This window comes from Edwardsiella ictaluri ATCC 33202, from assembly GCF_000264785.1.
Classification (GTDB): Bacteria; Pseudomonadota; Gammaproteobacteria; order Enterobacterales; family Enterobacteriaceae; genus Edwardsiella; species Edwardsiella ictaluri.
Genome location: NZ_AFJI01000100.1, coordinates 44,361 through 71,287 on the forward strand (window position 1 = coordinate 44,361; position 26,927 = coordinate 71,287).

At 54.1% G+C, this 26,927-nt stretch carries 34 protein-coding genes and 1 pseudogene; 7 read left to right on the forward strand and 28 right to left on the reverse strand.

The window, feature by feature from the left end:
• Positions 1 to 7: 7 nt before the first annotated feature.
• From EIEH_RS14955 to EIEH_RS19120, 3 genes are all read right to left on the reverse strand, one after another.
• Positions 8 to 2,665 carry a toprim domain-containing protein gene (locus tag EIEH_RS14955; protein WP_015872385.1) on the reverse strand — a complete coding sequence of 886 codons (2,658 nt, stop codon included), beginning with the start codon at positions 2,663 to 2,665 and terminating at the stop codon, positions 8 to 10.
• An 85-nt stretch (positions 2,666 to 2,750) separates the two neighbouring features.
• The gene (locus EIEH_RS18010) at positions 2,751 to 2,981 is read right to left on the reverse strand and encodes an Ogr/Delta-like zinc finger protein (RefSeq protein ID WP_015872384.1); all 231 of its coding nucleotides are present in this window, start codon (positions 2,979 to 2,981) and stop codon (positions 2,751 to 2,753) included.
• Positions 2,982 to 3,013: 32 nt separating this feature from the next.
• A complete protein-coding gene (locus EIEH_RS19120) occupies positions 3,014 to 3,220 on the reverse strand; it encodes a hypothetical protein (RefSeq protein WP_035610117.1) in 207 nt (68 codons plus the stop codon).
• Between the two features lie 87 nt (positions 3,221 to 3,307).
• Between EIEH_RS19120 and EIEH_RS18020 the strand changes: the two genes are divergently transcribed.
• The 3 genes from EIEH_RS18020 to EIEH_RS14975 are packed head-to-tail and all read left to right on the forward strand — an operon-like array spanning position 3,308 to position 5,621.
• Entirely contained in the window at positions 3,308 to 3,649 is a 342-nt protein-coding gene (locus tag EIEH_RS18020; protein ID WP_035610120.1) for a helix-turn-helix domain-containing protein, read from the forward strand.
• Positions 3,650 to 3,651: 2 nt separating this feature from the next.
• A complete protein-coding gene (locus tag EIEH_RS14970) occupies positions 3,652 to 4,326 on the forward strand; it encodes a WYL domain-containing protein (RefSeq protein WP_015872382.1) in 675 nt (224 codons plus the stop codon).
• Entirely contained in the window at positions 4,317 to 5,621 is a 1,305-nt protein-coding gene (locus tag EIEH_RS14975; RefSeq protein ID WP_015872381.1) for a DUF3644 domain-containing protein, read from the forward strand. The genes EIEH_RS14970 and EIEH_RS14975 overlap by 10 nt, the downstream gene beginning before the upstream one ends.
• A 2-nt stretch (positions 5,622 to 5,623) precedes the next feature.
• Here EIEH_RS14975 and EIEH_RS14980 read toward each other — a convergent pair whose 3' ends face one another.
• From EIEH_RS14980 to EIEH_RS15035, 14 genes and pseudogenes are all read right to left on the reverse strand, one after another.
• A complete protein-coding gene (locus EIEH_RS14980; RefSeq protein ID WP_015872380.1) occupies positions 5,624 to 6,673 on the reverse strand; it encodes a phage late control D family protein in 1,050 nt (349 codons plus the stop codon).
• Complete coding sequence (locus EIEH_RS14985) at positions 6,670 to 7,098, reverse strand: phage tail protein (RefSeq protein ID WP_015872379.1); 429 nt, start codon at positions 7,096 to 7,098, stop codon at positions 6,670 to 6,672. Before EIEH_RS14985 ends, EIEH_RS14980 begins: the two co-directional genes overlap by 4 nt.
• Positions 7,099 to 7,108: 10 nt before the next feature.
• Positions 7,109 to 9,958: a phage tail tape measure protein gene (locus EIEH_RS14990; RefSeq protein ID WP_015872378.1), complete on the reverse strand. Its 2,850-nt coding sequence runs from the start codon at positions 9,956 to 9,958 to the stop codon at positions 7,109 to 7,111.
• On the reverse strand, positions 9,955 to 10,083 hold the full coding sequence (locus EIEH_RS18025; protein ID WP_071525748.1) for a GpE family phage tail protein: 129 nt from the start codon (positions 10,081 to 10,083) through the stop codon (positions 9,955 to 9,957). The genes EIEH_RS14990 and EIEH_RS18025 overlap by 4 nt, the downstream gene beginning before the upstream one ends.
• Positions 10,080 to 10,376 (reverse strand): phage tail assembly protein, encoded by a 297-nt coding sequence (locus EIEH_RS14995; RefSeq protein ID WP_015872377.1) that lies wholly within the window; start codon positions 10,374 to 10,376, stop codon positions 10,080 to 10,082. The genes EIEH_RS18025 and EIEH_RS14995 overlap by 4 nt, the downstream gene beginning before the upstream one ends.
• A gap of 9 nt (positions 10,377 to 10,385) precedes the next feature.
• Positions 10,386 to 10,901: a phage major tail tube protein gene (locus EIEH_RS15000; protein WP_015872376.1), complete on the reverse strand. Its 516-nt coding sequence runs from the start codon at positions 10,899 to 10,901 to the stop codon at positions 10,386 to 10,388.
• 14 nt (positions 10,902 to 10,915) lie between these two features.
• Positions 10,916 to 12,094 carry a phage tail sheath protein gene (locus tag EIEH_RS15005; protein ID WP_015872375.1) on the reverse strand — a complete coding sequence of 393 codons (1,179 nt, stop codon included), beginning with the start codon at positions 12,092 to 12,094 and terminating at the stop codon, positions 10,916 to 10,918.
• A gap of 105 nt (positions 12,095 to 12,199) precedes the next feature.
• Positions 12,200 to 12,958 (reverse strand): DNA adenine methylase, encoded by a 759-nt coding sequence (locus EIEH_RS15010; protein WP_015872374.1) that lies wholly within the window; start codon positions 12,956 to 12,958, stop codon positions 12,200 to 12,202.
• A 72-nt stretch (positions 12,959 to 13,030) separates the two neighbouring features.
• A complete protein-coding gene (locus tag EIEH_RS19395) occupies positions 13,031 to 13,204 on the reverse strand; it encodes a hypothetical protein (RefSeq protein WP_015872373.1) in 174 nt (57 codons plus the stop codon).
• 335 nt (positions 13,205 to 13,539) lie between these two features.
• A pseudogene (locus tag EIEH_RS15015) lies at positions 13,540 to 14,496 on the reverse strand (phage tail-collar fiber domain-containing protein); the annotation flags it as partial.
• Complete coding sequence (locus EIEH_RS15020) at positions 14,493 to 15,110, reverse strand: phage tail protein I (protein ID WP_015872371.1); 618 nt, start codon at positions 15,108 to 15,110, stop codon at positions 14,493 to 14,495. The pseudogene EIEH_RS15015 and the gene EIEH_RS15020, both read right to left, overlap by 4 nt.
• A complete protein-coding gene (locus tag EIEH_RS15025) occupies positions 15,103 to 16,014 on the reverse strand; it encodes a baseplate assembly protein (RefSeq protein WP_015872370.1) in 912 nt (303 codons plus the stop codon). Before EIEH_RS15025 ends, EIEH_RS15020 begins: the two co-directional genes overlap by 8 nt.
• Complete coding sequence (locus EIEH_RS15030; RefSeq protein WP_015872369.1) at positions 16,011 to 16,361, reverse strand: GPW/gp25 family protein; 351 nt, start codon at positions 16,359 to 16,361, stop codon at positions 16,011 to 16,013. The genes EIEH_RS15025 and EIEH_RS15030 overlap by 4 nt, the downstream gene beginning before the upstream one ends.
• The gene (locus EIEH_RS15035; protein ID WP_015872368.1) at positions 16,361 to 16,960 is read right to left on the reverse strand and encodes a phage baseplate assembly protein V; all 600 of its coding nucleotides are present in this window, start codon (positions 16,958 to 16,960) and stop codon (positions 16,361 to 16,363) included. Before EIEH_RS15035 ends, EIEH_RS15030 begins: the two co-directional genes overlap by 1 nt.
• Before the next feature lie 178 nt (positions 16,961 to 17,138).
• Between EIEH_RS15035 and EIEH_RS15040 the strand changes: the two genes are divergently transcribed.
• Positions 17,139 to 17,456 (forward strand): type II toxin-antitoxin system RelE/ParE family toxin, encoded by a 318-nt coding sequence (locus tag EIEH_RS15040; protein WP_015872367.1) that lies wholly within the window; start codon positions 17,139 to 17,141, stop codon positions 17,454 to 17,456.
• 75 nt (positions 17,457 to 17,531) lie between these two features.
• Positions 17,532 to 17,828: a NadS family protein gene (gene nadS / locus EIEH_RS15045; protein ID WP_015872366.1), complete on the forward strand. Its 297-nt coding sequence runs from the start codon at positions 17,532 to 17,534 to the stop codon at positions 17,826 to 17,828.
• 27 nt (positions 17,829 to 17,855) lie between these two features.
• Here the strand turns inward: nadS and EIEH_RS19845 are convergent, their stop codons facing one another.
• The 11 genes from EIEH_RS19845 to EIEH_RS15095 all read right to left on the reverse strand — a co-directional run bounded on the left by EIEH_RS19845 (position 17,856) and on the right by EIEH_RS15095 (position 23,680).
• Positions 17,856 to 18,491, reverse strand: a complete 636-nt coding sequence (locus tag EIEH_RS19845) for a phage virion morphogenesis protein (protein WP_015872365.1) — start codon at positions 18,489 to 18,491, stop codon at positions 17,856 to 17,858.
• On the reverse strand, positions 18,491 to 18,949 hold the full coding sequence (locus tag EIEH_RS15055) for a phage tail protein (RefSeq protein ID WP_015872364.1): 459 nt from the start codon (positions 18,947 to 18,949) through the stop codon (positions 18,491 to 18,493). Before EIEH_RS15055 ends, EIEH_RS19845 begins: the two co-directional genes overlap by 1 nt.
• A complete protein-coding gene (gene lysC / locus EIEH_RS20150; RefSeq protein WP_217284539.1) occupies positions 18,924 to 19,025 on the reverse strand; it encodes an Rz1-like lysis system protein LysC in 102 nt (33 codons plus the stop codon). The genes EIEH_RS15055 and lysC overlap by 26 nt, the downstream gene beginning before the upstream one ends.
• A gap of 25 nt (positions 19,026 to 19,050) precedes the next feature.
• Positions 19,051 to 19,641, reverse strand: a complete 591-nt coding sequence (locus EIEH_RS15060) for an N-acetylmuramidase family protein (protein WP_015872363.1) — start codon at positions 19,639 to 19,641, stop codon at positions 19,051 to 19,053.
• Positions 19,619 to 19,930: a phage holin family protein gene (locus EIEH_RS15065; protein WP_015872362.1), complete on the reverse strand. Its 312-nt coding sequence runs from the start codon at positions 19,928 to 19,930 to the stop codon at positions 19,619 to 19,621. Before EIEH_RS15065 ends, EIEH_RS15060 begins: the two co-directional genes overlap by 23 nt.
• Entirely contained in the window at positions 19,927 to 20,304 is a 378-nt protein-coding gene (locus EIEH_RS15070; RefSeq protein ID WP_015872361.1) for a putative holin, read from the reverse strand. The genes EIEH_RS15065 and EIEH_RS15070 overlap by 4 nt, the downstream gene beginning before the upstream one ends.
• 2 nt (positions 20,305 to 20,306) lie before the next feature.
• A complete protein-coding gene (locus EIEH_RS15075; protein WP_034168398.1) occupies positions 20,307 to 20,510 on the reverse strand; it encodes a tail protein X in 204 nt (67 codons plus the stop codon).
• Positions 20,511 to 20,619: 109 nt separating this feature from the next.
• Positions 20,620 to 21,087, reverse strand: a complete 468-nt coding sequence (locus tag EIEH_RS15080) for a head completion/stabilization protein (RefSeq protein WP_015872360.1) — start codon at positions 21,085 to 21,087, stop codon at positions 20,620 to 20,622.
• Positions 21,088 to 21,172: 85 nt separating this feature from the next.
• The gene (gene gpM / locus EIEH_RS15085; RefSeq protein ID WP_015872359.1) at positions 21,173 to 21,826 is read right to left on the reverse strand and encodes a phage terminase small subunit; all 654 of its coding nucleotides are present in this window, start codon (positions 21,824 to 21,826) and stop codon (positions 21,173 to 21,175) included.
• Entirely contained in the window at positions 21,823 to 22,842 is a 1,020-nt protein-coding gene (locus tag EIEH_RS15090) for a phage major capsid protein, P2 family (RefSeq protein WP_015872358.1), read from the reverse strand. Before EIEH_RS15090 ends, gpM begins: the two co-directional genes overlap by 4 nt.
• 10 nt (positions 22,843 to 22,852) lie before the next feature.
• A complete protein-coding gene (locus EIEH_RS15095) occupies positions 22,853 to 23,680 on the reverse strand; it encodes a GPO family capsid scaffolding protein (RefSeq protein ID WP_015872357.1) in 828 nt (275 codons plus the stop codon).
• 154 nt (positions 23,681 to 23,834) lie between these two features.
• Here EIEH_RS15095 and EIEH_RS15100 point away from each other — a divergent pair, with 154 nt between their 5' ends.
• Both EIEH_RS15100 and EIEH_RS15105 read left to right on the forward strand, forming a co-directional pair.
• Positions 23,835 to 25,622 carry a terminase ATPase subunit family protein gene (locus EIEH_RS15100; RefSeq protein WP_015872356.1) on the forward strand — a complete coding sequence of 596 codons (1,788 nt, stop codon included), beginning with the start codon at positions 23,835 to 23,837 and terminating at the stop codon, positions 25,620 to 25,622.
• Positions 25,619 to 26,605 carry a phage portal protein gene (locus tag EIEH_RS15105; RefSeq protein ID WP_015872355.1) on the forward strand — a complete coding sequence of 329 codons (987 nt, stop codon included), beginning with the start codon at positions 25,619 to 25,621 and terminating at the stop codon, positions 26,603 to 26,605. The genes EIEH_RS15100 and EIEH_RS15105 overlap by 4 nt, the downstream gene beginning before the upstream one ends.
• Positions 26,606 to 26,927 lie beyond the last annotated feature (322 nt).

Here is a 26,927-nt window from a genome sequence, read left to right on the forward strand (position 1 = left end):
TCTCCTTTTAACGTTGAAAAACCCAGCACTTCACCGTCGGCGGGCGGCGTGGTGCGGCAGGGTAACGGCGGTTAAATTCGGCGTTGATGGCGCTGTTCACCGTTCTGACTTCAACAAACTTGTGGGTACGGCTGGTTTTCAGTACCCGTTTTAAGTCGCTGACGGGCGGGGTTTGCTGCCGGCGTTCGGTGGCCTGTTGAATGAAGTGGTTGAGGTTGACGGCAATAAGCTGTTCGTCGCGCGAGTGGTTAAGCTGTGGTTCGTCGTCTCCGTCTAGGAAGTCGAAAATATCCCAGAATTCCTGTACCAGAGGATGATCGGCGCTGATGGCCTGCTGGCGTTCCAGACTGAGCTGGACAAGCATTTCTCTGGTTGTCTGTTGCTGCTCCTCCGTGACCGGAATAACCAGTGCCAGCGCGTCGAGCAGCGCCATAAGCTGGGCGTGATTTTTAATGATGCGAATATGGCGAATATCGGGGTGGGCGTGAAGCTGCTGCTCATAAATCGGGAGCTGGCGGTTGACGCACTCCAGTACGGCCTGCTCTGTCAGCGCCGCTTTCAACATAAAACCGGAAACCTGTTCCACCGGCAGGCGCTCAAGCTGCTCGGCGGCGGCTTTGGTCTGTGCATTCTGCCCGCTGCGGTCGGTATACAGGTGGATAATACGTTCCAGTATCGGGGTAGAAGCGCTGACATCCGCGTTCTGTGCGATGACGATCGCCCCTCGAAACGGTGGTTCATAGGTCTCGTTACCGCTGTTACGCAGGCCGCGCGAACGCACTGAACGGCCATTATAAGCGGTCTTCAGCTCTTCCCAGTCGAAGCCGCGCTGCTTTGCCCCGTCCTGATTACGGTCGCCTTCAATCAGTACCACCGGCAGGTTCGCCACCTGAGCAAAGTTGCGCGCACGGGCGGCCAACGTCGCTTTGGATGGGTCGAAGCCCTCATAATCGCGGCGCCCCAGTAGTTTCCAGAGGAACTCGATCAGCGTGGTTTTGCCGCTGCCCGGCTCGCCGACGATCTCCAGAAATGGAAAACTTTTATGCTTATCGCGGATCTGCTCGGCAAACAGTGAGCCGAGCCAAAACGCCAGCGCAACGAAACCTTTAGCGCCAAACGCCTGCCAGAGCAGTTGCGGCCATTGTGGGTTCATTTGTTTGAGATCCGTGTTGAGTGCTAAATTGACCGATTGATTCAGGCTTTTTAGGTTGAGTTTACCCATGTCGAAAAAGTCCTCTTCGTTAAGCAGGTATAGCCGACCGTTGCGCACGGCCAGATCATTGAATACGTAGGTGTGATGTTCTTTGCTGTAACCAATAAAGTCGGTGGTCTGGACGGTTTTGATTTGGGGAAGTTGCTTAAGCAGCAGCTTATCTAACTGCTGGCTGGTACCTGTGAAGATGCCGCCCTGCGCGATATGCAGCAGGCGTTTTTTGAACTCCGAAGCACTGGAAAGTTGGGAGCCGGTAAAGGTGTTTTTTATCGGCGGCGTGTCGTCCGGGAAGTTAATGCGGAAGTAATACCAACTTTCGTCGGTGATGGCGTTGGCCTGATAGTAAAGGGCCGTCGGGTAGCAGTTGGCTATCTCAACAACAGCGGCGGATTCCTGCAGGGCTTTATGTTTGGCCTCTTCCTCGTCCAGATCCTCCTTGCTGTTATACATCACGTTATCAAAGGCGCGCATGTAGCGGTCAATATCCAGCTTGAACCAGTACAGGCGGCTGTCGAATTCAAAGTGAAACTCCTTGCGCTCGGTGCGCTCATACATCAGCAAGGCTTTGGCGTTCGGATTAGGGGCGATCAGCAGCGAGCCATAGTAACGGTATTTTTTAATCAGCTCCGGGTGTAACCGATCGCGTTGGTGCAGATCGTTCCAGTCCAGCTTGTTGTGGGAATGTGGCGTCTGTGCGGCGGTGGCGGGCCAGCCATCGTCGCGGCTGCGTTTCACCCAGCGGCGGGTGTAGCTCATCCCTGCTTTATCATTATCCAGCGCCCAGACCAGCAGGAGACGTTTCTTGTCCGTGAATATTGCGGCCAGTTGGCTTAACGCCTGCGCCGGATAGTTGTTGCAGCTCATCAGGGAAACGGCGGCGATACCGTGGTGGTGCAGAGCGATGGCGTCAAAAATACCTTCAACCAGCCAGATCTCCTGCTGCTCTTCCAGCTTTAGCGTCGGCAGTTGCCACCATAGCCCGCTGTAAGCACCGTGAAAATTGGCCTTGCGATCGCCGAAGCGCTGCGGGCGGTCAATGATCCGCTCCCACCATACGCCGTCTGCCAGCGGGAAACGCACCGTGGCCGAGCCGATATCTAAGCGCGCGTTATAGTGGTTCTCCTGACGGTAACAATCACGGAGCAGGGATAGGTCGAAGCCGCGCATTTCGCGCAGATAGGCATCGGCGGCGGCCTGAGGGTTTTCTGGCGTTGAGGGGTGTCTGTCCGACCAGCTTTCAAACAGATCCGGATACACCTCTTTGATATGGAGTTCGGCATGGCATTTATTCAGGCGACCGCAGCGTAATACCCACGGGCTGATGGCGCTGGTGTACAGCTCCTTTTTCTGGCAGTCCGGGCAGACGCCCTGCCGTAGCCAGTCCCCCTGTTCTTTAAAGGAAAAGTCGGCCAGCAGTCGCCGCATGATTTCCTGATGTAATTGTGGTTGCATTGCCTGCACCTTTCATTCAGGTAATACCTTCCCGGCACATAAAATGTGTTTTTTATTTATATGGTGATTGCTTTATTTAAAATTATTACGTGTATTTATTTTTCTCTAACCACTGGCCTTTGCTGGAGAGTGGTATCTGTATTTTTGGATTTGGGCATCCACTGGGGACAACGGTTCCCATAACGGTTTCCATTGCAATAAATGAAAACGAGCAGTTAACGTTTTTGCATTGGTAATACAGCTTACGGACCAATGGCGACATGTACTCGCTGCTGCGGATAATCGCCTTGCCGTCACAGTGTGGGCATCTCATCATAAACAGCCTCCATGTGAATATTATTTTGAAAATCAATTATTTTTCCCAGGCTCCTGACGAAAGGTGGTGATGCCCTGCAAATAGATCAATCGCGCCATACTGGAAAATGAACGGTTCTGTTCCAGGGCAATCTCTTCCAGCTCTTTGATTTCAGCTGGCAGCAGGCGCATGGCTATCGGCTTGTTCGACATCACTCCGCGCGGGGCGCGTGATCGCAGTACGTTTTCATCTGTTTTCATAGTGGTATAGTGTGTTAGTTAGCGTTTTAGAAAGTTAAACCATTATTTGCAGTTTTCTGCAAGTAATCAATATTGGATTGCAGATAAATGCAACTAAGTGATCGACTTCAAGAGATTCGTGAAAAACTGGGACTAACTCAAGAAGAAATTGCGAATCGGTGCGGTGTCGCAAAGCGGACTTATTGTGATTATGAGTCTGGGAAGAGTGAGCCAAAAAGTAGTTTTTTAATCGCACTGTCGGAGATTGGTGGGGATGTTCTGTATGTGTTGACCGGTACACGGGCACCGATATCAGACCTGTCCAGTAAAGAAAATGCGTTACTTGAGAACTACCGGGCTTCAACACCTGAACATCAGTCCACCCTTGATACGGTTAGCATTGCGCTTGCGCAATCGGGGGGAATAGGTTCAAAGATTAAGGGAGCATAAAAATGTTGGGGTTCATGATGGCGGTGGTAGCCGCAGCAGTTGGATATATCGGTATGAAAGACTCTGCATCCAGAAAATATCATAAGCCTGTTGTTATTCATTTGTTATCTATTTTGATGTCTTTATTTTCTTTTTTTCTTGTTGGTATCCCGTCTATAGCAGGTGATTATCTATGGGGTGGGATATTTATTTTAATTTTATATTGTTGTGCATCGATGAAAGTATTACCACAACTTGTTAATAACCAACAGTATGATAAAAAAAATAGAAGTAATCTATTCGTATGGGAAAAATATCGCACGCGACAAAAGCAAAAGGCTAAATCAAAAGCGGAAAAGTTGAATGATGAGATTATCAGTCTCAGAAAATTAAGTGATAAAAATAGACAAGCTAGCTATGATATTACGACTTTTTCTGATGAGCATATGGTTAAAAACAAAACAACAATAAGAAAGAAAAAAATCAACAAGAAGAAAATACTAGAATCCGGGCGAATTTCTTTTGACTATATTGATGTTGACGGTAATTATACTTCTCGTGAGATAGATATAAGTGATGTTGATAGTGTATATTTAAAAGGATACTGCTATTTATCTAATGGGTATAGGACGTTCCGTATTGATAGAATTCAAGGTGATATTGTTTGTCGAGATACAGGTGAGATTTTATGCGATTAACAAAAGCTGTGAAAGCTTTTTATTATTTTCTTCAGGATAAAGAGCGCTCTAACTCTTCTTTTAGTGAGAGTGAAATATTAGAAGTTACAAAGTGGAAAAAAACAACATTTAAAACATATTATGGCAAAGGTCAATTAGCAGATTTTGTTAGTGAGAGCGATGATGGTAAGTTTGAAGCATCAAATACATTAAAAATTTCTGATACTGAATTTGCTAAGCAATTATCTCAAAGTAAGAATGTTATTGCCCTTGGGCATAACTGTAAGTCTAAACTAGCAAAAGCACTCTTGAAAAAGTCAAGAGATAATATGATGTTGGCCTTGGAGTTGTATAATAGACCATCATTGGAAAATAAAATGGATGCTTTCGTAATGTGCTTTTGTACATCTTGGGAGCAATTTTTAAAAGCAAAAATAATTGAGGTGTACGGTGAAAAAACTATTTTTAGAAGAACTAGGAGCAAAGGATTAAAGGAAACGATCTCTCTTCGTGAATGTTTAGACAAAATTTACCCTCCAGATTCAAATATAAGGAGAAACATTGAAGAAATTGCATATTATCGAGACTGCGCAGTTCATTTGCTTATGCCTGAAATTCAATGTATTGTCTCTAGAATATTTCAGTCTGGAGTTTTGAATTTTACATCTCAGTTCGAAGAGTTTACAAAGGTATCTTTTTTAAAAAACTCTCATGTAGGAATGATATCGTTAGTAGGTGAGTTTAAATCTCCTCCAGTGGCAATTATGAAGTCTACATATGGTGAAATTGCCGATGATATATTGGCACTGACAAATTCATTGTATAGTGCAATGGAGGATAACGATAATATAGAGTTTGCTATTCCACTGAATGTAAGATTGGTATATGTCAAAGATGATAGAGAGGGGAGTTCAGTTATTTTAACTAAAGCTGATGAAGGTATTGAAGGGCTGAAAAAAGTTTTATTTATAGAGAAGCCTATTGAACGCTCTAAAACTCACCCCCTAACTCAAACGGATGCAATTAGGAGGATTAATGAAAAGCTTCATGAGAAATATGATGAGGCTAAATTAGCTAAATGTTTAGTATGTAAAAGTAGTAATGGGCGATATATTATAAACCGAAATTGCTTCTTGTCTGTTCTTAAGAAGACTGGATGGGCAAATGCCAATAATGAATATCATTATAAAAACGAAAAGCCGGAATATCATTACTACTCACTGAAGCTTGTGGATGCGTTTATTAATAAGATTCTTGAACATGATAGGTATTTGAAAAATGCAAAAGATTTATATAATAGATGCAGGGGAAAATAGCCCTATTCTGTCAGTTTCAACTCACATTCTACAGTCGTAATGTATGCGCTGTTGCTATCCAAACTATGCACACACCGCGTAATCACCCACGCGGTGCTGTCGATCTCCGCCTTAAACCCCTTTACCTGCACCGGCAGTTCTGAAAACAGGTCAGGCCGTCCGCGCGCCAGACTCAGGCTGAACGTTGCCGCACCGCGTTGTAACTGCATCAACGCGCTTTTGGCGGCCCGCCAGGCGTTTTGCTTACTGGCATAGGTGTGGCGTAGGACTTTAATGTTACCCTCTTTGCCGACCATGACCCCGCTTTCTACGTTATCCCCTTGTTCTCGATTGACTTTACTGGCCCGTTTTTTGGCTTTGCGGGTATCCAGCCAGTAGGCGGTAACGCCGGTATAGGCTTCCCTGTCCGCGATGCTGAAACGGTGACTGTCGCCGTCTGCGCGGGTAATGGTGACTACCGGCAGCGGCTGGCCGCTGGCACTTTTTCCGGCACCTGTCGGCATCAGCAACAGTTTGTTGTTTTTCACGCAGGCGATGGCGCCATACCTCTGCGCCAATCGGGTCAGGAAGGAAGCGTCGGACTCGTTGGTCTGGTCAGCGTGTTCAATGGCGATCCCGCTCAGTTCACCGCTGACCGTTGCCTCCAGCGTATGGCGCGCTGCGATGGTTTGTACAATCGCGCCCAGCGTCACATCGTGGTAGCTTTGCTCCCGCTTTACGTTTAGCGTATCGCGAAAATCGGCGCTGCGGGCGCGGATGCTGAGTACATCCGGCGTGCCGCTGTGCTCCAGTTCGTCCACGACAAAACGATTCTGCAACAGGACGCCTTCCCCCTGCCAGCCCAGAGACACACTGAGTTGCACTCCCCGTTTAGGCAGTGCCAGCAGGCCGTCGCTGTCATCCAGCTCCAGTTGTAGTTCATCCGCCTCGAAGCCGCGATTATCGGTGAGCGTGAAGCTGATTAACCGGTTTTTCAGCTGCGATGAGACGTCAACACCATCCAGCGTGATGCGGTATTCCGGCGTGGGCTGGCCATTCAGCGCAGGCGTCATAGCCCATCCACCATTGCGATGATGTCTCCCATCTTGCCGCCCGGCTTCGGCGGATCGATGCGTTTTAGCGCCAGGGTAAATTCAATACGCCGGGCGGCGCCGTCGCGGAAAAAAACGCTTTTGGTGATGTTTACGCTTTCAATGACGAACCACCCCAGCATGGTGCCGGTCCCTTCGATCAGTGGCCAACCCATTCCCTGATCGGCCATTTTGCGCAGAAAGAACAGGGTAAAGCGTCCACCAGTGAGTTCCGGCAGCAGTACGCCGTTTAGCGTAACAGCCTCGTCGCCTACGCCGATAAACTGGCTTGCAGGGCGTTGACCCACGCGGGAACTGGTGGGATGTCGCCAGGATATCGACTGTTGCAGATCCTGATAGGGCAGGGTTTTCAGACTGAAAACAAACAGCCCCAGCGTCATCATCATAAGCGTCTCCTTAGTCAATATCGCGCAGGCTGCTGCGATTTCTGGCGGCATTCTGCCGTTCGCGCCTGTCCAGTTCTTGCACCACCAGTTTTGCCAGCTGCTGTTCGTTCATGCCGGGGGCGGCGTGAATATGGATGGTGATCGGCCTGCTGCTGGCTGCTGGTGCCGCAACGGATGACGGGGAGAGCGGGGCGCGGTTGTCTGGTAGCGCGCTAATCGGCGGCATGGCAACGGCTGCCGCGCTGAGCGTCAGACCGGCACCGGCGGCAACTAGCCGTTTTGAGAGATACCCAATGCTGGCCAATGCTGCTTGTGTGTTGCCCTCAATGCCGATCGCCAGCCCGTCCACGGTATAGCGGCCCATCTCGGCAAATACGCGTGACGGGGAGTGAATACCGAGTTTGTCCTTAAACCAGTTGGAAATACTGCTGCCCAGATCCAGCACGCCCTGTTTGACGCTCTCCCACTTGGCAAATATCCCCTGTTTCAGCCCCTCCATGATGTTGCCGCCTATCTTGGTGAAGCGCGCCGGTAGGTTGCTGCAGCTGTTAATTACACCATCCCAGACGGTGGTAAACACCGTGGACAGGTTCCAGTGGGTGAAAAAGGAGATGATGGTGTTCAGGGCGGTGCTGACGATGGTTTTAATCCCTTCCCAGGCACCGGCAGCGATGGCGGTAATGCCGTTCCAGATTTGCCCCAGAAACGCCACTATGTTGTTCCATACTTCAATAGTTGAGATTTTGATGGTATCCCAGTGCTGATAAATCAGACCGGGTAGCGTCCAGTTCAGCATGAGATTCACCAGCCCGTTCCAGCAGCTTGAAAGGAAGGATTTAATCCCTTCCCATACCGTGTGAGTGATCGCCAAGATGTTGTTCAACACATCATTGCACACTTGCCTAAAACCATTCCACAGTGCGGTGAATTTTGGCCCCAGCCACTCCCAGTTCTGCCAGATTAAGATAGCGGCTCCGGCAATTAACGCAATCATCGCCAGAATTGGATTGGCCAGCATCACGCGGCTCAGCCAGATTACCGCGTTGCCCACACCTTTAACGGCATTCATTAGCAGTCCCAGTGCGCTACCGCCTTTGATGCCGAGCACCGAAAGACTGAGCTTCAGTACCGCTATCGGACCGAGAATCCCGGCCAACACCAGTGAAACCGTACCGAGTGCCACGGCAAATGCGCCAATCGTCGCCGTAATTTTTACCAGCGTGGCGGTTAACTGCGGGTTGGCCTTCATCCAGGAACCGATGGCCCGCAGAATGCCGGTAATGCGTTGGGTGATTCTGCGTAGTGGGCTGTCTACCGACTCGAACATCTCGATGCCGAGATCTTCCCATGCAGACTGTAAGCCCTGCATATCACCCTTCATATTATCGGCCATTGTTTTAGCGACCGTGCCGGCGGTGCCGAGCGCGCCTTTGACCTGTTCTGCATAGGCTTCGATGCGCTGCGAGGGATCGAGCGATGCCTGCTTGTCGAGTAGCTCTGCCAGTGCAGAGGTTGATTCCGTACCAAAGATTTTGCTGATATATGCCAGCTTTTGCGCATTGCCCGCGCCGTCTATGCCCAGCTTTTTGAATGAAGCAGAGATTTCGCTTAATAACTGCGGCATCGGTTTCATGCGTCCAGCGCTGTCGGCAACCGAAACACCCAATGAATCCAGCGCTTCACTTGCGGCTTTGGGCTGTTTAGCTAACCGTACCAGCGCCATGCGTAAGGATGTGCCTGCCTGGCTGCCCTGGACCCCTACATTACCCAACATTCCGGCCATCGCCGACATGGTTTCAAAGTCCTGCCCTGCTGCTTGTGCTGCCGGGCCGACATATTTCATGGTTTCACCCAGCATCCGCAGATCAGTATTGGAGGTGGTGAAGGTGAAGGTGAGGGCATCGGCCATGCGCTGCATCTGCTCTGCCGGGATTTTGTAGGCGGACTGGATGTTGGAGGCGATATCGGCGACCTCTGCTAACTGGCTGTCCATACCCGCAGCCTTAGACAGATCCAGCATATGCGGCATGGCCTGTTCGATGTTGTCCGGCGTGTAACCGGCCATCGCCAGAAACCCCTGGCCCTGTGCCACATCATTGGCGGTGAAGCTGGTTGAAGCGCCCAGCTCACGCGACTGTTTTCGTAATCGCTTCAGTTCGGCAGAGTTTTTATCGGTACGGGTCAGCGCCTGTACCCGCGACATGCCTACGTCGAAATCGTAGCCGGGCATCATCACCCGCGCACCGCCGTACAGCATACCCACGCCGGTGGCGGTTGCGGTTGCGCCGAATCCGGCCAGCTTATTGCGGGTTTGCATTGTCCCGGCGTAGCTGGCTTTGGCTGAGTTCATCCGCTGCTGCTGCCGGTTCAGCCGTTCCAGCCGCCTTCGCTGCTCTTCCACGCTACGGTTGGCGTTCTCCAGTTTTTGCCGCAGTTCACGCTGATGCTGGCTGAGATTGCGGGTATCAATGCCGGTGTTACGCAATGCGGTGCGGCTACGCTGCTGTGTCTGAGTAAGTTGACCATATCGTTCTTTAAGTCGCTGCGCCTCCTGCTGAGCACGTTCAAACTCCCGACGCATCGCCGCCGTGGGCGCAGTGCTATTTTGCATTGCCGTAGACAGTGTCCGGACACGATCCTGAGCCTGTTTTAACTGGTTGCCGGTAATGGCGATATCCCGAGCCAGTTTACGGTAGCCGTCAATTTTTCCCGTTTGCCCGCTCAGATCTTTCACTTGCTGTTGCGCGATTTTTAGTGCTTTGGCGGTTTCACTGCTCTGCCGCGAGACGGCGCGCAGCGGCTGGGTGATTTTATCTACGGCGTTGAGTAGCACCTGTAAGCGGAGATTTTGCGTGCTCATTGATCGGCCCCGCTGCGTTGGCGGGCCTGTTCCCGCCAGTAAAGGGTTTCATGGAGTGTTAAGGCGTCCAGCGCCGCCAGCGGCCAGTGAAAGATAACGGCGATGTCTCCCTGCGCCTCTTCTATTCGTCCGGGGTATCCGTTGCTTCCGGCGAGGTCTGTGGCAAAAAACCGATCACCGCCGTACCGAAGGCCGTCAGGTCGATAAAATCCAGTTGCGCCACTTCATGCTTATTCAGCGCCGGCGCAGTGATGCGCGGCAGAACGGTGGTGAGTGCGTCGACGTTGAGGCTGAGCAGCTCCACCAGACTGACGCCGCGCAGGTCGCCGCCCAGCGGTTTGCGGATCTGAAACTCGCTAAATTCGGTTTCACCGCGTTTCAGGGGAGTATTCAGGGTAACGCTCTTACGTTCGCTCATGGTTTATCCTTACAGGCCAATGGCCCGGCGTGCGTCGGCAATACGGTCTTTACCGTCGATGTTTTCAATAAAATTCACAGTGTCGATTTCAATGATGGCTTCACCGTTGACGCTCTCTTTGTAGTAGGTGCAGAGGGTGCTGATTTTGGTGGCGGAGTTTTCGCCCTGTTTGTACTCGCCACGATCCAGCTCTTTATGGCGGCCACGCACCACGATTTCCACGGCGTCGTATTCCTCGCTGTCTTCACGTTGGATCGCGCCGGCGAAGCGCAGCATCACGCCGCTGATCTTCGTCCAGCCGATTTGCCGCAGCGCCAGCAGTTCATAACCGCCAATTGACCATTCCACGCTGAGTGCGTCGTCATCCAGCCCCAGATCGACATGTGCCGCGCCGTTCATGCCGCCGCCGCGATAGGCTTCCAGTTTGCGCGTCAGCTTCGCCGGGGTGAAGGATTCCACCTGTGCCAGATAGATATCGCCTTCGTTAAACAGGTTGAGGTATTTCAGTTTACTGGGGAGTGCCATGATGCGTGCTCCTGTTAAGCGGTGGTGGCGATGGAATCAGCCAGACTGACCAGATAGCGATCGGTAATGCGCTGGCGGAACATCAGGTTTTCCAGCGGCGGAACCGGCGTGTAGTCGTAGTCGATATACGCCTTACCCGCTTTCAGGATATCCGGTGTGTTGGCGGCGGGATCGAACCATGCGGACCCATCGACGATATAGCCGTTACCTTTCAGTTCGCGGAATTTGGCGTTCACACCTTCCAGAACGTCGCGGAACAGGGAGGCGTGTTGCGGTTTATCTACCGCCCAGAAGTGGGCGTCGGCGATGGTATCCGCCAGCACCTGCGCGGTGCGGGTGTAGTTTTCGAACGCCCAGAGGGGATCGGTACTGCAGGTGCGCGATCCCCAGAAGCGATAGCCACCATTGCAAATCAGCGTGGTGACGTCGTGGCTGTTGAGGTAGTCGGAATCGGTGGCGGTGGACTGCAGATCCCAGAAGACGCTGCGGGAAATACCGGTCACGCCGTTAACGTCAACGTTGGATAATGTTTTATGCCAGCCTACCTCTTCGTCGATTCTGGCACGTAGCCCCACGGCGCGGGCGGTGGCGTACAGGGTACGCTCGGCGGCAGTCTGGGTATCAAAGCCGACGAAATCCGGCCAGATAACCATCGCTTCCCGTGCGCCAATCTGGTCTCGATATAGCACCGCCTCTTCTTTGGTCTGCGCGCCGAACGCCGACAGATAGCTGAAGGCGCGAAGCTGCTGCGAAATACTGATCAGTTCGGTGGCGACGGGCAGTGAATCCAGCCCCGGCACCGCCAGAATGCGCGGTTTTACCTTTAGTTGGGTTTGCGAATCCAGCAGCGCTTTCATTCCGGTATATTTCCCGGTAGCGGTGCTGCCGCCGATGATATTGGCTGTGGTTTCGGCGGTGCTCTCGCCTTCGGATACGCGCACAGCGACCACCACCGGCTGCGTCTGGTCGGCGATGGCGTCAAGCGAGTGCGCCAGCGTACCGCTATCTCCCGCTTTGCCCAGAGCGGATCGCACATCGGTTAACAGCACGGGGGTATCCAGCGGGAAGGTTTTTTCGTCAGCATCGGCTCCGGTGCAGACGATGCCGATCACGGCGGTGGAGATGGTGCGGATTGGACGCACGCCTTCATTGATTTCAATAACACGCATGCCGTGGTGGTAGTCGGTTGCCATAGGGCGAGCCTCCATCAGGTCAATAAATGACGATGGTGGCACAGAGCGAAAAGGGCGGTGATGGCTTCCACTTGTAATCACTGGCACTACAAGCGGAAGCGGTTTTTAATTCTGAATAATCAACTCTGATGTGGCGCTGGCTGGCTTTCCTCCTACGGTATAGCGAATTTCTACCGTTGAGAATGTCAGGCCGTGGAAGATATTACGCATTTCCGGGATGTCATTAACCGAGATAATCATCCGGCCCTGCATGGTGCGCGCCAGCTCTGCCATACGCAGGTACAGCTCAAGGCCAAACGATACGCCGTAGCCTTCGGTTTTCCAGTATGGTGGGTCGCAGTAGAACAGGGTATGCGGGCGGTCATAGCGGCGAATACAGTCGGCCCAATCCAGATTTTCAATACAAACGCGCGTTAGCCGCAGATGGGCGGCGGATAAATCCTCTTCCATACGCAGCAGATTCAGGCGCGGTGGCGAGGTGGTGGCGGTGCCGAATGTGCGGTTTTCCACTTTGCCACCGAACGCCAGTTTTTGCAGGTAATAGAAGCGGGCTGCGCGCTGGATATCGGTCAACGTTTCTTCCGGAGTGATCTGGAGCCAGCGGTACATTTCGCGGCTGACCAGCGACCACTTAAACTGACGCACGAATTCTTCTAAATGGTGCTGGAGTACGCGATAGAGGTTGGTCACGTCACCGTTGATATCGTTCAGCACCTCCACCTGAGTGGGTTTCTTCATAAAGAACAACGCCGCCGCTCCGCAGAACGGTTCGACATAACAGCGGTGTTCAGGAAACAGCGGCAGGATGTGTTTTGCCAGCCGGCGCTTGCCGCCGATCCACGGAATAACGGGTAATGTATTCATATTGTCAATCTACCTGACCGGCTACTGATCAGCGCATGCAGCAGATTAGGTGAATAACGCTAACCTCACAATTCATATGGGTGGCAGGGCAGGCGTATCAAACTCACCAATCTGCGGGTTATACACACTGCCCGCGAGCGTGAAATCGTCAGGGACGTCCACCGTGTACCAGTCGGTGGTATCCTCTGGTACGGGGTATTCTGTATAGCTATCCAGGTTATCCTTATGGATGTAAATTTTTTTCATGTCCTATCCTCTTAACCGTAGTTGACGCCCCATACCTGCCGGATCCTGCAGTTTTCCCGCTCTATTTCCCAGCGTGTGGTAAGGAAGCTTTCGGGCCTGATAACCCAAAATGCTTCATCCCCATAGAGAATGCCAATGTCTTTCGCGATACCTGTCTCTGTGATTATTCGCGCTGCCCACACCGGGATGACCTGGATGATTCCGCGCCAGTAGTTATCGGCACAGCCGATGACGATCAGTTCATGAAAATTCGATGGATTTTGTGCCAGCGGAATATACCCACTGCCTACGTCACCGGAGAACAGTTGAGTACGTGTCATCTGGGACGCCCGAACTGCCCGGTCATATGCCTGTTTTACGGCATTCGCTGTAGCCGCCTGGGTGGTACTGGTGCTGTTTATGTTGTCATTGAGTTGTACGATGCCTGCACGGGTAGTGCTGGCATTCACCGCCATCCATTTGTCGTTCGCCAGTGTGTATGCGCTGTCGGCCCGGTTTTTGGCCTGAGCACCCGTGTCATATGCCTGTTTTACGGCATTCGCCGTGGCCGCCTGGGTGGTACTGGTGCTGTTGATGCTGTCATTGAGTTGTACGATGCCTGCACGGGTAGTGCTGGCATTCACCGCCATCCATTTGTCGTTCGCCAGTGTGTATGCGCTGTCGGCCCGGATTTTAGCCTGTGCACCCGTGTCATATGCCTGTTTTACGGCGTTCGCCGTGGCCGCCTGGGTGGTACTGGTACTGCTTATGCTGTCGTTCAGTTGAACAATCCCGCTTGTAGTCAACGTGGCGTCAGGATGGTTACGGGACTGCGCGTGGTGAGCCAGGCTTTCATCCACGTACTGCCTTGTTGCCAGCACGATGGCAGGATCGATTTTTAGCTCCACGTTTTCCGTATGGGAAATAATCAGCACCATGCGGATAATCTGTGTGCGGCCAGACCCTTCGGTTAACTGCGGCTTATAGGTCGGCGGACAGTTGCCTATGGCAATCAGCCGGTCGTGCTCATCGTACAGGCCGATTTCTCTGATCCACCATCCGCCGACGTCCTCCGGTAGTACCTGTTCCGCAATAATCTGGTTGGGGTTATTGGGATCAATGCTGAGCGTGTTCAGCGGTGCGCGCCGGCGTTCGTTGACCAGTTGGGTCTGGTTGCTATCCGGCATTGGCAGATTACCGTTGCCATCGCCTACGGCCATCTGCGTCAGGCGTAGTGGAGAGTCCTGTGTGGTGGCACTCGCCAGCGCGGTTTCACCGACAGTGGTTAAGAGTGTGAAATAGGTGGCGCTCATGGGGCGATCCTCAGCGTATCAATCAGGTGTAGCGCGGCTCCACGGTAGTCACGGCCTGTGCTGTATCCGTGGTCGGGGATAAAGGGATAAATGGTAAGCGTATCTCCGGTGTAGCTCGTCGCGGCGAACCAGAGATACCCGTTGATCTGCAGGCTGATAGCCAGCCCAATTAAGTGGCGTGAACAGGGTTTGGCATCATCGATCAGCCGCTCCAGCTCGGCATACATCTGTTCGGTGATGCCTTGTTCGCGCACGCCGACTTCCAGTGCGAAAGTACCGGGAATGCCTTCCGGTTGCTCTTGCCACCATTCGGTCACCCGGATAAGGAAACCGAACGGTTCCACCGCGCGCTGTAGTGCGCCAATGGTGCCTTTGTGTTGATGGATGTAGAAAGAGGCGGCGATCACCTGCCGCTTTGTCTCTTCTGGCCAGTGTTCATCCCAGCGGTCGACGGAGAACGCCCATGCCAGATAGGGCAAGAGGGGGGAGGGGCAGCAATCAGCTTGCCACAGGCTGCGCAGCGGAACGGGGATCTGTTCAATCATGCTGCCGGTTTGTGCCAGATTATGCTCCAGCGGGCTGGCGTTATCGGGGAGCAAGGAACGGCTATTCATCGTTGCCTCCGATAGCGATCTGCCATTCGGTGCAGAAGCTGGCCTGCGTTCTGCTGATAATGACGTCAGCATCAGGCGCAATCAGCTCGACGCGCTGAACACCGGTGACATGCAGCGCGGCATAAATCGCGCTGCGGCGGATATCACGCCCGATGCGGTGTTGCTCGTTGATGTAGTTTTTAAGCCGCTGTTCGGCAGCCTGCCGGATGGGTTCCTGCTCCGGGCCGGGGTAGTAGTACAACAGTGCATTGATCTGGTACGGGATGATTTCGGCAGACTGGATGGTTGGACGATCGCCGACCGGACGAATATCAATATCGTTTAGGGCGTCATCAACTATCGCCAGCAGTTCCGCGCTGGCCTGCCCGTTACCTTCGCGGGAGAGTACCGACACGGTGACGTAACAGGGATGCGGACTGATGGCGGAAACGTCAGCAATGCGCCCATCGGCGCTGTGGGCGTGATATTCATAAGCAGCGGTCGGTCCTGCGACCGATAGACCTTCAAACGCCTGCTGTGCGCGTATACGCAGGGCGTCGTCAGATTCATAAACCGGCTCAACCGGGGGGACCGCCGTGCTGTCTCCGGGGGAGATTAACAGACGGAAGACTTTAAAGTTAGCCGTCAGATTGTCCAGATCGCGCCTGGAGGCGTGGGCCAGCATATTGGCGACGGCGGCTTCATTAATCCGTACCCGCAGCGCCATCTCCAGATACGCATTTTCCTGCAACAGCTTAACGATAGGTTCTGATTCATAATTCAGGGTACGCGCTACTTCTGCCCTCTGTTCGACAGGGTACAGGCTGATAAAGCGCTGTTTGCGTGCGGTGAACAACGTTTCAAAGTCGAGGGTTTCCACCGTATCGGGGACGGGGAGCTGGCTTAAATCGGTCAGTGCGCTCACGCGTTTCTCCTGTCGAGCGGGATGGAGAGCTTCCACGGCTGGCCAGGGATATCAGTGCGTTCGGCGTCAACGGTGACGCTGAGGTCAGAACCCTCGGCGGCAAAGGCCACGCCGATGATGTCAAGGCGTGATTCCCAGCGCGTCAGTGCCATGACCACCGCCGACATCACCCGCAGGCGGGTACCACCATCGTTAGGCTGGTCGATCAGGTTCAGAATGACCGAGCCATAATCACGGCGCATCACGCGCATTCCCACCGGCGTGGTCAGAATGTCTTTGACGGACTGCTGAATGTGCTGCTCATCGCTTAACGATCTGCCGTTTCCGGCGTTCATACCGAGATACATTACTGCGGCCCTCCGGTATTGCTGCCACCGCGCTTTACGCCGGTATGCGTGTGGGTATGAACGGTGACGCCGTTGGAGGTAAAGCTGCCGCCGCTGTGGGTGTAAGCGCCTTTAAGCGTGCCGCCTTTTTTAACCGACAGCGTGGTGGTTTCCAGATGCTGAGTGCAGATGACGACGGGTGTATCCAGCGTGACGCGGCTACTGGCTTCAACCCGTGCGGTTTTGATACCGGTGGCTTTTAATGTGCCGGTACGTGGATCGTATTCAACTACTGCGCCATCAGGGTAAACGGTGTGGTGAACCTGCTCATCCAGCAGTGGGGCAGGGTTGGCGTAAGAGTAAATGGCCGGGAGCGCCACGGAGGTGGTTAACTCTCCGCTCAGGCAGAGTAGTAACACCTGCTCGCCTGTTGATGGCCGCCACCATGTCCGGGCGTCACCGGCGCGCAGCGTCAGCCATGGAATCCAGTTGGTGGTCAGCTCACCGGTACGGATGCGCGCCCGATCGCCCTTCACCTCTTCAATGGTGCCGGTACGGATCAGGTTTTCAATGCGCCGGTGCAGTTCGGCGAGGTTGGCAGGATGGTTTGCGTCGCTCATACCGGAATCATTGGGATTCGCTGGCGAAGAGGGAAGGGGAGCAACTTGTAATCCAGATGATTACAAGTGAGAGAGACTACGGTTAGTATAAATATGTACGGAGTACACCAAATGGCTTGATTAATGTACTGCGTACACTTAAACTGCTTTAAAAATGACGATAACGTCAGGGAGCGAGATGTACACTTTTATTGAACTACAGGGTTTCAGTAAACGGCGTCAGGCGCTTCTGCCGGATGACGAATTTCGGGCCTTTCAGGAGGTACTGATTGAAGATCCTGAAGCTGGTGACACTATCGCGGGGACAGGGGGATTTCGCAAGATCCGCTGGAGTCGTCCGGGGATGGGAAAGCGCGGCGGCGTGCGGGTAATTTACTACAATGTGACGAGTAAAGGACGAATTTATCTGGCTCTGGTATATCCCAAAAATCAGCAGGATGATTTAACGGAAGAGCAAAAGAGGGTACTGAAGCAGTTATCCGATATGCTGGTGTAACGCTGAGGTTCTGTAACTCCCATATGGGCGAAGTATAAGGCCCGATGCGGCGTTAACGAGGGCGATGAGGTACAGATGAAAGACGAATTATTTGCCGATCTACTGGCCAGTGCAGAAGAAATGGTAAGAATTGAAAAGGGCGAACAGACACCGGAGCCGGAGCATGTTCATACGTTTAGCCCGATTGACGTTAAAGCGATCCGCGAGGCGACCGGGTTAAAACAGCAGGATTTTGCGGTGGCCGTTGGCGTCAGCTATGACCTTGTAAAAAGCTGGGAAACAAAACGGCGTCAGCCGACCGGCGCGCCACGCAAGCTGCTGCTGCTGCTGCAGACCAATCCTTTTATTATCAACCAGCTTAAAGCTATTTAGTTCCGTGATGCGCCTGTCTGGGGCGCATCAACTTTGTAGGTGGTTGATCACTAAATCTTCTATTTTCCGCACATCTTCCGCTGAAAACCCCAGCAACTGCCGCTGCGGATAGTCCACCTCCAGCCCATAGCGATTCACCCGATCGCGTAAACCGTACTGGTGAACGGCAGCCATATGTCGGACACTGTTGAAAAACGAAATGGTCGCTCCCTGTCCGTCGCCTTTGCCTTTCATATAGCGCGTGGTACGCAGCTTGCGGAACATGACTTTGTTGCGCAAGCGTAGCGGGCGTTTAATTTCGTTTGTGTCACGGCGGAGATATCGGACGATCCTGTCTTTGCGGAAGGAACGGATATTTTTGCGTAGTGGATCATAGCCCTTCAATAGTTTTGCCCCACCCCGCCAGGCCGTTAATGTTCTTTCCTCAATACTGCCACCCACTTTTTGGTACAAAAAGGTGATTTGCCCCCCGCCTTTTTGTTGCTGTTTTTTGCGTTGGATAAATGTACTGCCATCCGGGTTTTTCTGTGCAGTTATCCGCTGGCTTTGCGACTGACGCAGGCGGCGGGCGATTTCACGCGCCAGTTGGGTTCGGCTTGCCGGGGAGAGTTTTGCCAGCAGGCCATCGGCCCAGCGATGAAGTTGCAGCAGGTCATCATTCATCAGGTACTCACAATAGTTTCACCGCGACAGGCGATTTCCCAGCCGTTGTAACCGCCTTCCGGCAGCTGGTCGTTGCAGTGCTTTGCTTCTAGCCCGTCGTCGCTGCTTCGCACAATGACGCGCTCGGTCAGCGCCAGTTTGATGCTGATATCGTAGCTCTGGTGGTCGATGGCTTCAGCTTCAAACTGGAACGCCTGCTCACGCAGGCTACTGTTGGCAAAGGCTTCCTGCTGGTGAAGCGACACCCAGCCGACCAGTGGCACCACCAGCGTGTCAAAGGAGTCAGCGTAGTCGGTGATTAACAACTCCAGCGTGTACTGATATTCAAAACTGGTGCTGTGCCCGGCGGTGGCGACGATCCGACCCTTATTGATAAAGACCCGCAGCGTATCGGGGTTTTGCCGCAAGTGCGGGACGCTGGCAGCCAGCAGTTCACGGATGAGCTGCGCTTTGTGCATCAGTATGCTCCTGACAGTGGAGAATCATATGTACCTGTGCGGTGCACGGGTGCCATGCGTTTTCGGTTTGCAGCAGTGGCGTGAGATTTTAATCCAGCACATTATGCTACTGCCTTACTGAATTTCTCAAATGCGGCAGCCAGCTTCACGTCGTACTGATTACGCTTGTACTGTGGCCCGTTATAGCGGCGGGCGAATTCTGGCCAGTTTTGCCTCTTCAATGCGTCGTGGATTTTCGGGTTGGCGTCGACAAAGCGGACAAAGGCGTCAAGCTGCATCTGTTCGCTTTCGTTCATCTGGAGCTCAAAATCAACGGCAGAACGGTAACCCAGCGTTTCCCAATGGAAACCCATAATCTGGAACAGTCCCCAACTGGTACTCTCAATGGCAGAATTGATATGTATTTGTTTGGCTAGATTCAGGCGATAGTGTTCACGGTTGCTGCCCTGCCAGCCGCCTGCTTTCTCGTTTACCAGATCCGGGAACTGTTGCATCAGTTGATCAGCATCCAGACCGTGTTTTTTTAACTGACGGAACATGATATGGCGCTCAAACAAAACAACTGGACGGCCATCAGGCATAAAGCCCGTGGTGCGAGCCTCTATCTCCTGGACCGCCTGTAATGTTGCCTGTGGAATGCCCAGATACAGTGCGGCGGCCTGCTGTTGATCATGGGTGAGTGTACGTGTCATGGCGTGCTTCCTTATGATGACGCGGTGACATAATCAGGCTGGCGAGGTTACCGCGCGAGGTAGTCAGGCAAATCAGTAGTACCGCATTAATCGCCGCCTCAGCGACAAACACATAGTGGTACAGGCTAAAGCAGATCAACACCGTCACCGAGGCGGTGCTGCACATCAGTAACCAGGCCAGCCAGCTATACAGTGGGCGGTAAACGGAGTCGTGTGCACGGCGGTAGAGGAACAGGCGAACGGTAATCATCAGGCAGATAATGGCGTTTAAGGTCAGGATCACGTTCATTTACGCCCCCTTAAGAAATTCAGCAACTGGCTGGGGTTGTCCATCTGGCGGATCGCCCATAGCAGTACTTTGACGGTCAGGGCGGATGAAAGTAATGCACCAAAGCCGGGGGAGACTTTTTCCGTCAGGTGCTGCGGCAGATACCCGGCAACCAGCGCGGCGAACAGATCGGCGGTCAGCAAGCCGGTGATGAACGCCACACAGAAGAACGCGATGCGCAAAGGCAGGCCGATCTCTTTTTGTGAAATCACCAGCAGCAGCGCGCCGCACAGTGCGCCCAACAGCACCGGAGCCTGTAGCGACGGGAACAGCGTGGCGATGGAAAAAGCGCTGACAGAGGCGGCGGCGACGGTACCGGTTACGGATTCATTCATAGTCAATCCCACAGGTTGATTCGTTGACGTACGGCTATGGGAGCTTGTTCCGGTACGTTAACTGCCGTACTGTGCGGCAGGCGCAGCGGCAATTCGCACAGGCGCGGGTTGTCGCGGTAAAGTTGTTCGACAATGCCGGTTGTGCGCCCAAAAACGCGCCAGCAAAGCTGATCAAGCGTTTCGTTTTGCAGGCTGTAGACAATCATGGTGTTTCCCGCGCGGCGTCAGGTGATGCAGGGATAGTGGCACGGGGGCGGGAGGTGACGGGAAGGCTTCCGCTTGTAACTGAGGGCAGTACAAGCGGAAGCGGTTGGTTTAAATAAGGATGAAAGTACTGCGCGGCTTGCCCAGAATATCCCGCACGGCAAAGCGGGCATCGCGCGCCAGATCGTCGGCGGTGCTTTCCTTCTGTTCCGCCAGTTTGCTACCGTGGGCGGTGGCGTCAAAGTTGCGGTAGCGCTCCAGCAGGTTGGCGTGCGTCAGGCTATATACGGCGCGACGGTAACGGTGCAGGTTGACGCTTTCGCCATCCAGTTGCTCGCTGGTGGTTTCCTGAATACAGGTTACACCGCGCTGCTCCTGCTCCAGCCGCCACTCACGCAGATCGTCATTTACGCTGGCCAGCGCAATCAACAGCGCCTCACGCAGCCGTTCGTTGGTGATGGTGCCGTCCAGTCGCTGGGCGGCGCGCAGGTGCTGCGTATCGATATCGGGAAAGAAAGGGGGGTTGCTGATAATCAGCCCTGGCTGACTGGCGGCAGGGGTGACCTGAACAAAGTTCATTATATTCTCCCGGTTCGGCGGTGGACGGTGGGCGTTGCAATGGCAGAGCCACGCGCAGCCAGCCGTGCCGCCGTGCGTGAGGGTCTCACTCGGTAGGCTGGCTGTTGCGGATTTGCCGCTCCAGTTGCTCAATCAGTTTTTTGACGCCAACATTTTCATCAAGCTGCAGTGCGCGCTGGAACTGCGTCAGTGCTTCCTGCGGCTGGTTTTTGCTTTGTGCCAGCCCCAGTGCTTTATGCAGGCGGGCGCGAACCTGATCCGGCATATCCTGATCGGAGAGCAGTCCGGCGAAGGCCAGCAGGCTGTCCAGTGCCTCAAAGGTGCCGGCGATAAGCTGCTTCAGGGCGGTATCCGCGACCTCCTCGGCCACCATGCAGGCGGTTTGTCGCCGGTACTGATCCGGTGTCTGCCATCCGTGACGGATAGCGTGTTCCGCCATTGGGTAGGCAGCAGGGAAGTTGCCCGTATCCAGCGTCCACAAGAGTACCGTCATGAACACATCGTCCTGCTGTTTACTGTCGGAGGCCAGAACGCCGCTCACCCACGGCTGGTAATCGGGCAGAAGTTCACCTTTGACCTCGATTTTACGCTCGATGGACTGAATGGCTTTCAGGCGGCGTTTATCGGTTGCCAGCTTTGCCAGCATCAGTTCGTAGCCGCTGGCGTAAGTCTGATTTTCCTGCATATTGGCAGCCAGCGCCTGATGACGTAGCAGGTGGCGGCGAGCGGGTGTCATCATGCGTCGTTATCCTTGAACTCGATGTTTTCAAACAGGCAACCGCAGCCGAAGTCTTCGACGACAAAGGCGTCGTTGGAGGATTCGAAGTTTTCCACTCTGTCGCGCTTCGGGTTATCAATGATGGCGCGGCGGCGGGAGCCTTTCTGAACATAGATGGACAGGTTGCTGAACGCGGTAACCAGAATGGTGTTGCGCGGGAAGCCCGGCACGCGCACGGCAGGGCGTCCACCGATGGTTTTCTGGCTGACCAGAATCTGCCCGGCCAGCTTTTCGCTGTTTTCATTGTGTTGGTTGAGGATCGGGAAATATTTGTCGTGCAGTACGCCACGGCCACAGATGGCCACCAGATCCGCGCCGTCGACGTGCCATTCGTCGATCAGGTTTTCTTCACCATCGTTGACCATCGCATCCAGATTTTCATAGTCACCGCCTCTGCCGATGATAATTTTGCCGGAATCTTCCACCCCTTCGCGCATAACACGCTCCGGGGCATGGTCGCGATATTGCTGTAGCCAGCCCTTATTCACGTCCTGCAGGAGCGGGTATTGCTGGAAGTTAGTCTGTACGGCGACGTGGGTACCATTGAAGCCGATCAGGATGCGATCTAACCCCTGACGCCGGGTAATGCTGTCGCGCACGCGGATCTGGAAGTCCGGGTGGGCCGCCCAGGCATCCAGCCGGGCATAGGGAAGGGCCGTATCGTAGTTGGTCTTCTCGCAGCGATAGCGGTTGGCTGTCAGTCTGATCGGGTCGACAGGTTCACGCTCGCGCTGGCTGGTATCGGTACGGCTGGCAGTTGGACGGTCAACGCCGATACCGATTTTTTCCCCTTCCTGATCCACCACTTCGTGTACGTTGATTTTGGTCAGAAACTCCACGGAGGCCTGAATTTTGGTTTCCAGTGTCTGCTGTACAGAAGGCTCTACGGTGAATTCAACGGCGGCGCTCTGTATGCCGGATAACCCGGCGATGGTTTCAACGTAAGCGTTATATTTTAAGCGGGTTTCGTTACGCATCGGTGCTTCCTTAACAGTCGGTTTTCAGGTCGGTGCCCCCACCGGTGGCGGGCTGGCGCGGCAGCGTAGCTGGCTGTTTTGCAAGCAGGGTTTTCAGCGCGGAATAGTCGGTCTGTAGCTGCTGATGCTGCATCTGCAGTTCCGTCAGTTCGCTACGGATCTGGTCGACCTGTTCGCCACAGAACGAGGCCACTTCCTCCACGGCTTGATGGACATCGGCCATTTGCTGGTCGTCGCGGTTTTGCTTTTTACTTAACAGCGCCCTGATGCGGGTAAACAGCGTTTCACCGCCGCGTTCTTCCACCTCTTCAAATTCCAGTTCGGTTTCGATCGCCACGCTGAAGACGTTGTCCGGCGAGCGTTTGCGCGATGCCAACGGGTTGCTTTGTGCGCCGGCGCAGAAGGAGAGCATTTCGGTGCCGAGGCTGGCCGGATCGTCAGTGACCGCCAGACCGACCAGATAGGCTTTGCCGGTATCGGCAAATTTGGGGTCGACCTCAATTGAGGAGTAAACCTTCTGTCCCTTGCGGTTCATTTCAATCAGCTGGTCAGTCGGGACCAGTCGGGCGTACAGCGCCAGCTTGCCCTTCAGTAATCCTTCTTCGGCGATCTCTTCGGTTTTCAGCATGGCGACATCGCCGTAACGCTGGAATGGGCCGTCCGGTAGGATGCCTTTCAGGTGTTCGAGATTGATGCGCGCGCCGTAAACCTTCGGATCGTAGGCGGCGGCCATTTGTTCGAGCCACTGGCGTTCAAGGTTGCGCCGATCGCAGGTGGCACCTTCCACACCGATGCGCACCCATTTGGATAGCAGTTTTTTCTTCGGCTTTTTGTCCATAACTTCCGTCCCGGCGTTGGCTAAATAAGCGAATGGTCGGGTAGTCCTCCGTGATCAGGCAACGGGCTTTGCTTGTAGTCACCGGGGTTACAAGTGGTATCGCTACGCGCGAATGGCGGCTGGTTTACGCTGACGGCAGAAACGGGAGGACGTTATGCCGCCAGAAATCGAAAAACATCTGCTTGCCCTTCAGGACGAAGATCCGCGCCGTAAAGCCTGCTACCTATATTGGCAGGGCTTTCGTATCGTTCGGATCGCCGAACTGCTGGGGGTAAAAGCTACTACGCTGCATAGCTGGAAGCGGCGCGATGGCTGGGATGATTCAGCCCCGCTGGAGCGGGTGACGGCGGTGACCGAGGCGCGTCTGATCCAGCTCACGATGAAAGAGAATAAGGAGGGAAAAGACTTTAAGGAGATCGATCTGTTCTGGCGGCAGATGGAGCGCGGGGCAAGGGTTGAGCGCTATCGCCAGGGCGGCAATGAAGTCGACCTAAATCCGAATCTGGCCAAGCGTAACACCGGGCCACGTAGGTCGCCGGTTACCAACCAGATAACAGAAGATCAGGCGGAGAAGCTGAAACAGGTGTTTCTGGAGGGATTATATCCGCACCAGAAACACTGGTATCGCGCCGGGCTGGAACACCGTATCCGCGATATCAACAAGTCGCGCCAGATTGGGGCGACGATGTTTTTCGCGCAGGAAGGGTTTGTCGATGCGGTGGAAACGGGACGCAACCAGATTTTCCTGTCAGCCTCCAAAGCGCAGGCACACCAGTTTCGTCAGTACATTATCGATTTTGCCCGCGATGCGGCGGATGTGGAGCTGAAGGGGGAGGTTATTCACCTGCCCCATAACGATGGACGAATGTACTTTCTCGGCACCAACGCCCGTACCGCGCAGACCTATCACGGCAACCTGTATTTGGACGAATACTTCTGGATATACCGCTTTCTGGAGCTGCGGCGTAACGCAGCAGGGATGGCCAGCCAGAAGCGCTGGCGGCAGACCTATTTTTCCACGCCCTCCAGCATTAACCATGAGGCGTATAAATTCTGGGCGGGATTACTCTTCAATCGGGGCAGGGCGAAGAGCGAACATATTCGACTGGATCTCAGCCACCGGGCGCTGGCTGCCGGGCGGCTGTGCGAGGACGGGCAGTGGCGGCAGATTGTCACCATTGAAGATGCCATCCGGCAGGGTTATGACCTGTTCGATATTGACCAGCTCCGGCTGGAATACTCGCCGGAAGAGTTCGCTAACCTGTTTATGTGCCAGTTTATCGACGATACCGAGTCGGTATTCCCGCTCAGCCTGTTGCAGGGCTGCATGGTGGATAGCTGGGCGGTCTGGGACGATTACAAACCGTTCGCCCTGCGTCCCCTCGGCGAACGCTCGGTATGGGTGGGCTACGACCCCGCCTTAACCGGGGACAGCGCCGGCTGCGTGGTGGTGGCTCCACCTGTAGTGGAGGGGGGTAAGTTCCGGGTGATTGAAAAGCACCAGTGGCACGGCATGGATTTTGCGGCGCAGGCGGAGAACATTCGCAAAATTACCGGGCGCTATAACGTGACTTACATCGGCATTGATGTGACCGGTATCGGCCACGGCGTTCATCAACTGGTGAAACAGTTCTTCCCGGCAGTGCAGGCTTTCTCTTATTCCCCTGAAGTGAAACAGCGTCTGGTACTCAAGACGCTGGATGTCGTCCGTAAACATCGGTTGGAGTTCGACGCCGGATGGACGGATTTGGCGCAGTCGTTTATGGCGATCCGCAAAACCCTGACTCCGTCCGGTCGCCAGGTAACCTTCCAGGCCAGCCGTTCGGAAGAAGTCTCCCACGCGGATCTGGCATGGGCATGTATGCACGCCATTATCAATGAACCTCTGGAAAGCTCTGGCGGCGCGAACAGCTGGCGGGGCTTAATTAAGGTGTATGGATGAATAACACTATCGCTTTTACATTCGGTGAACCGGAAGCCCTGTTGGACAGGCGGGAAATACTGAATTATCTGGAGTGCGTGGACTTTGGCAAATGGTATGCGCCGCCGGTGGATTTCAACTCGCTGGCGCTGTCGTTTCGCGCTTCGGCACACCATACCAGCCCGATCTGCGTGAAGCGCAACGTGCTGGTTGGCACCTTCATTCCCCATCCGCTGCTGACCCGGCAGGCATTCAGCCGCCTTGCGCTGGACTATCTGGTGTTTGGCAACGCTTATCTGGAGCGGCAGGAAAACCGGATGGGCCAGCCGTTAAAACTGGTACCGGCGCTGGCGAAATACGTCCGGCGCGGCAAGGCGCTGGATAACTATTTCTTTGTCCAGCCAGGTCAAGTGGATCACGAGTTTACGCCGGGTAGCATTGGCCACCTGCTGGAGCCGGATATCAACCAGGAAATCTATGGCCTGCCGGAGTACCTGTCCGCCCTGAATGCGGCATGGCTGGATAACGCCGCCACGCTGTTCCGCCGCCGTTACTACAAGAACGGCAGTCATGCCGGTTTCATCCTCTACCTGAGCGATCCGGCTCATAACGAAGCAGATATCGAAGCATTGCAGGAGGCGCTGGCGGATAGCCGTGGCCCCGGCAACTTCCGTAATCTGCTGATGTACCTGCCGAACGGTAAGCCGGACAGCGTGAAGGTGATCCCGATCGGCGAAGTGGCGGCGAAAGATAACTTCTCCGATATCAAAAGCGTCAGCCGCGACGATCAGCTAGCCGCGCACCGGGTGCCGCCAGCCCTGATGGGCGCAGTGCCGAGTAACGCGGGTGGCTTTGGCGATGCTATCAAAGCGGCGAAGGTATTCAACTGCAACGAGATCGAACCGCTGCAGGAGCGGTTCAAGGAACTTAACGACTGGCTGGGGCTGGAGGTTATTCGCTTCAGAAAGTACCGCCTTGCCGACGACAACGCAGCGCAATCCTGACCTTTGCTTGCTCCCCATCAGCGCCACTGTGCGCTTCCTAGCCCGCTTCCTGCGGGCTTTTTAACGTCTTCTTACCGCCATAATTCCCGGTCAACACCGCCAGCGCGCCATTGTGACCCCGCCACGCCTGCGCAGTAAATAGATCGCTTTTTTGGCACTTGTTCAGGGGCACTGTGGCGGGCCGTACAGTGGGCGGAAGGTGAGTTTTAAGGCGAACGGGGAGCATGCGGATTTATTCAGTCTGTGTATGCAGTACGGCGATAAGACAGGCAGTAATGCGGGATTTGACAGACATTTTTGGATCGCGCGTCGGAAAAAGGTA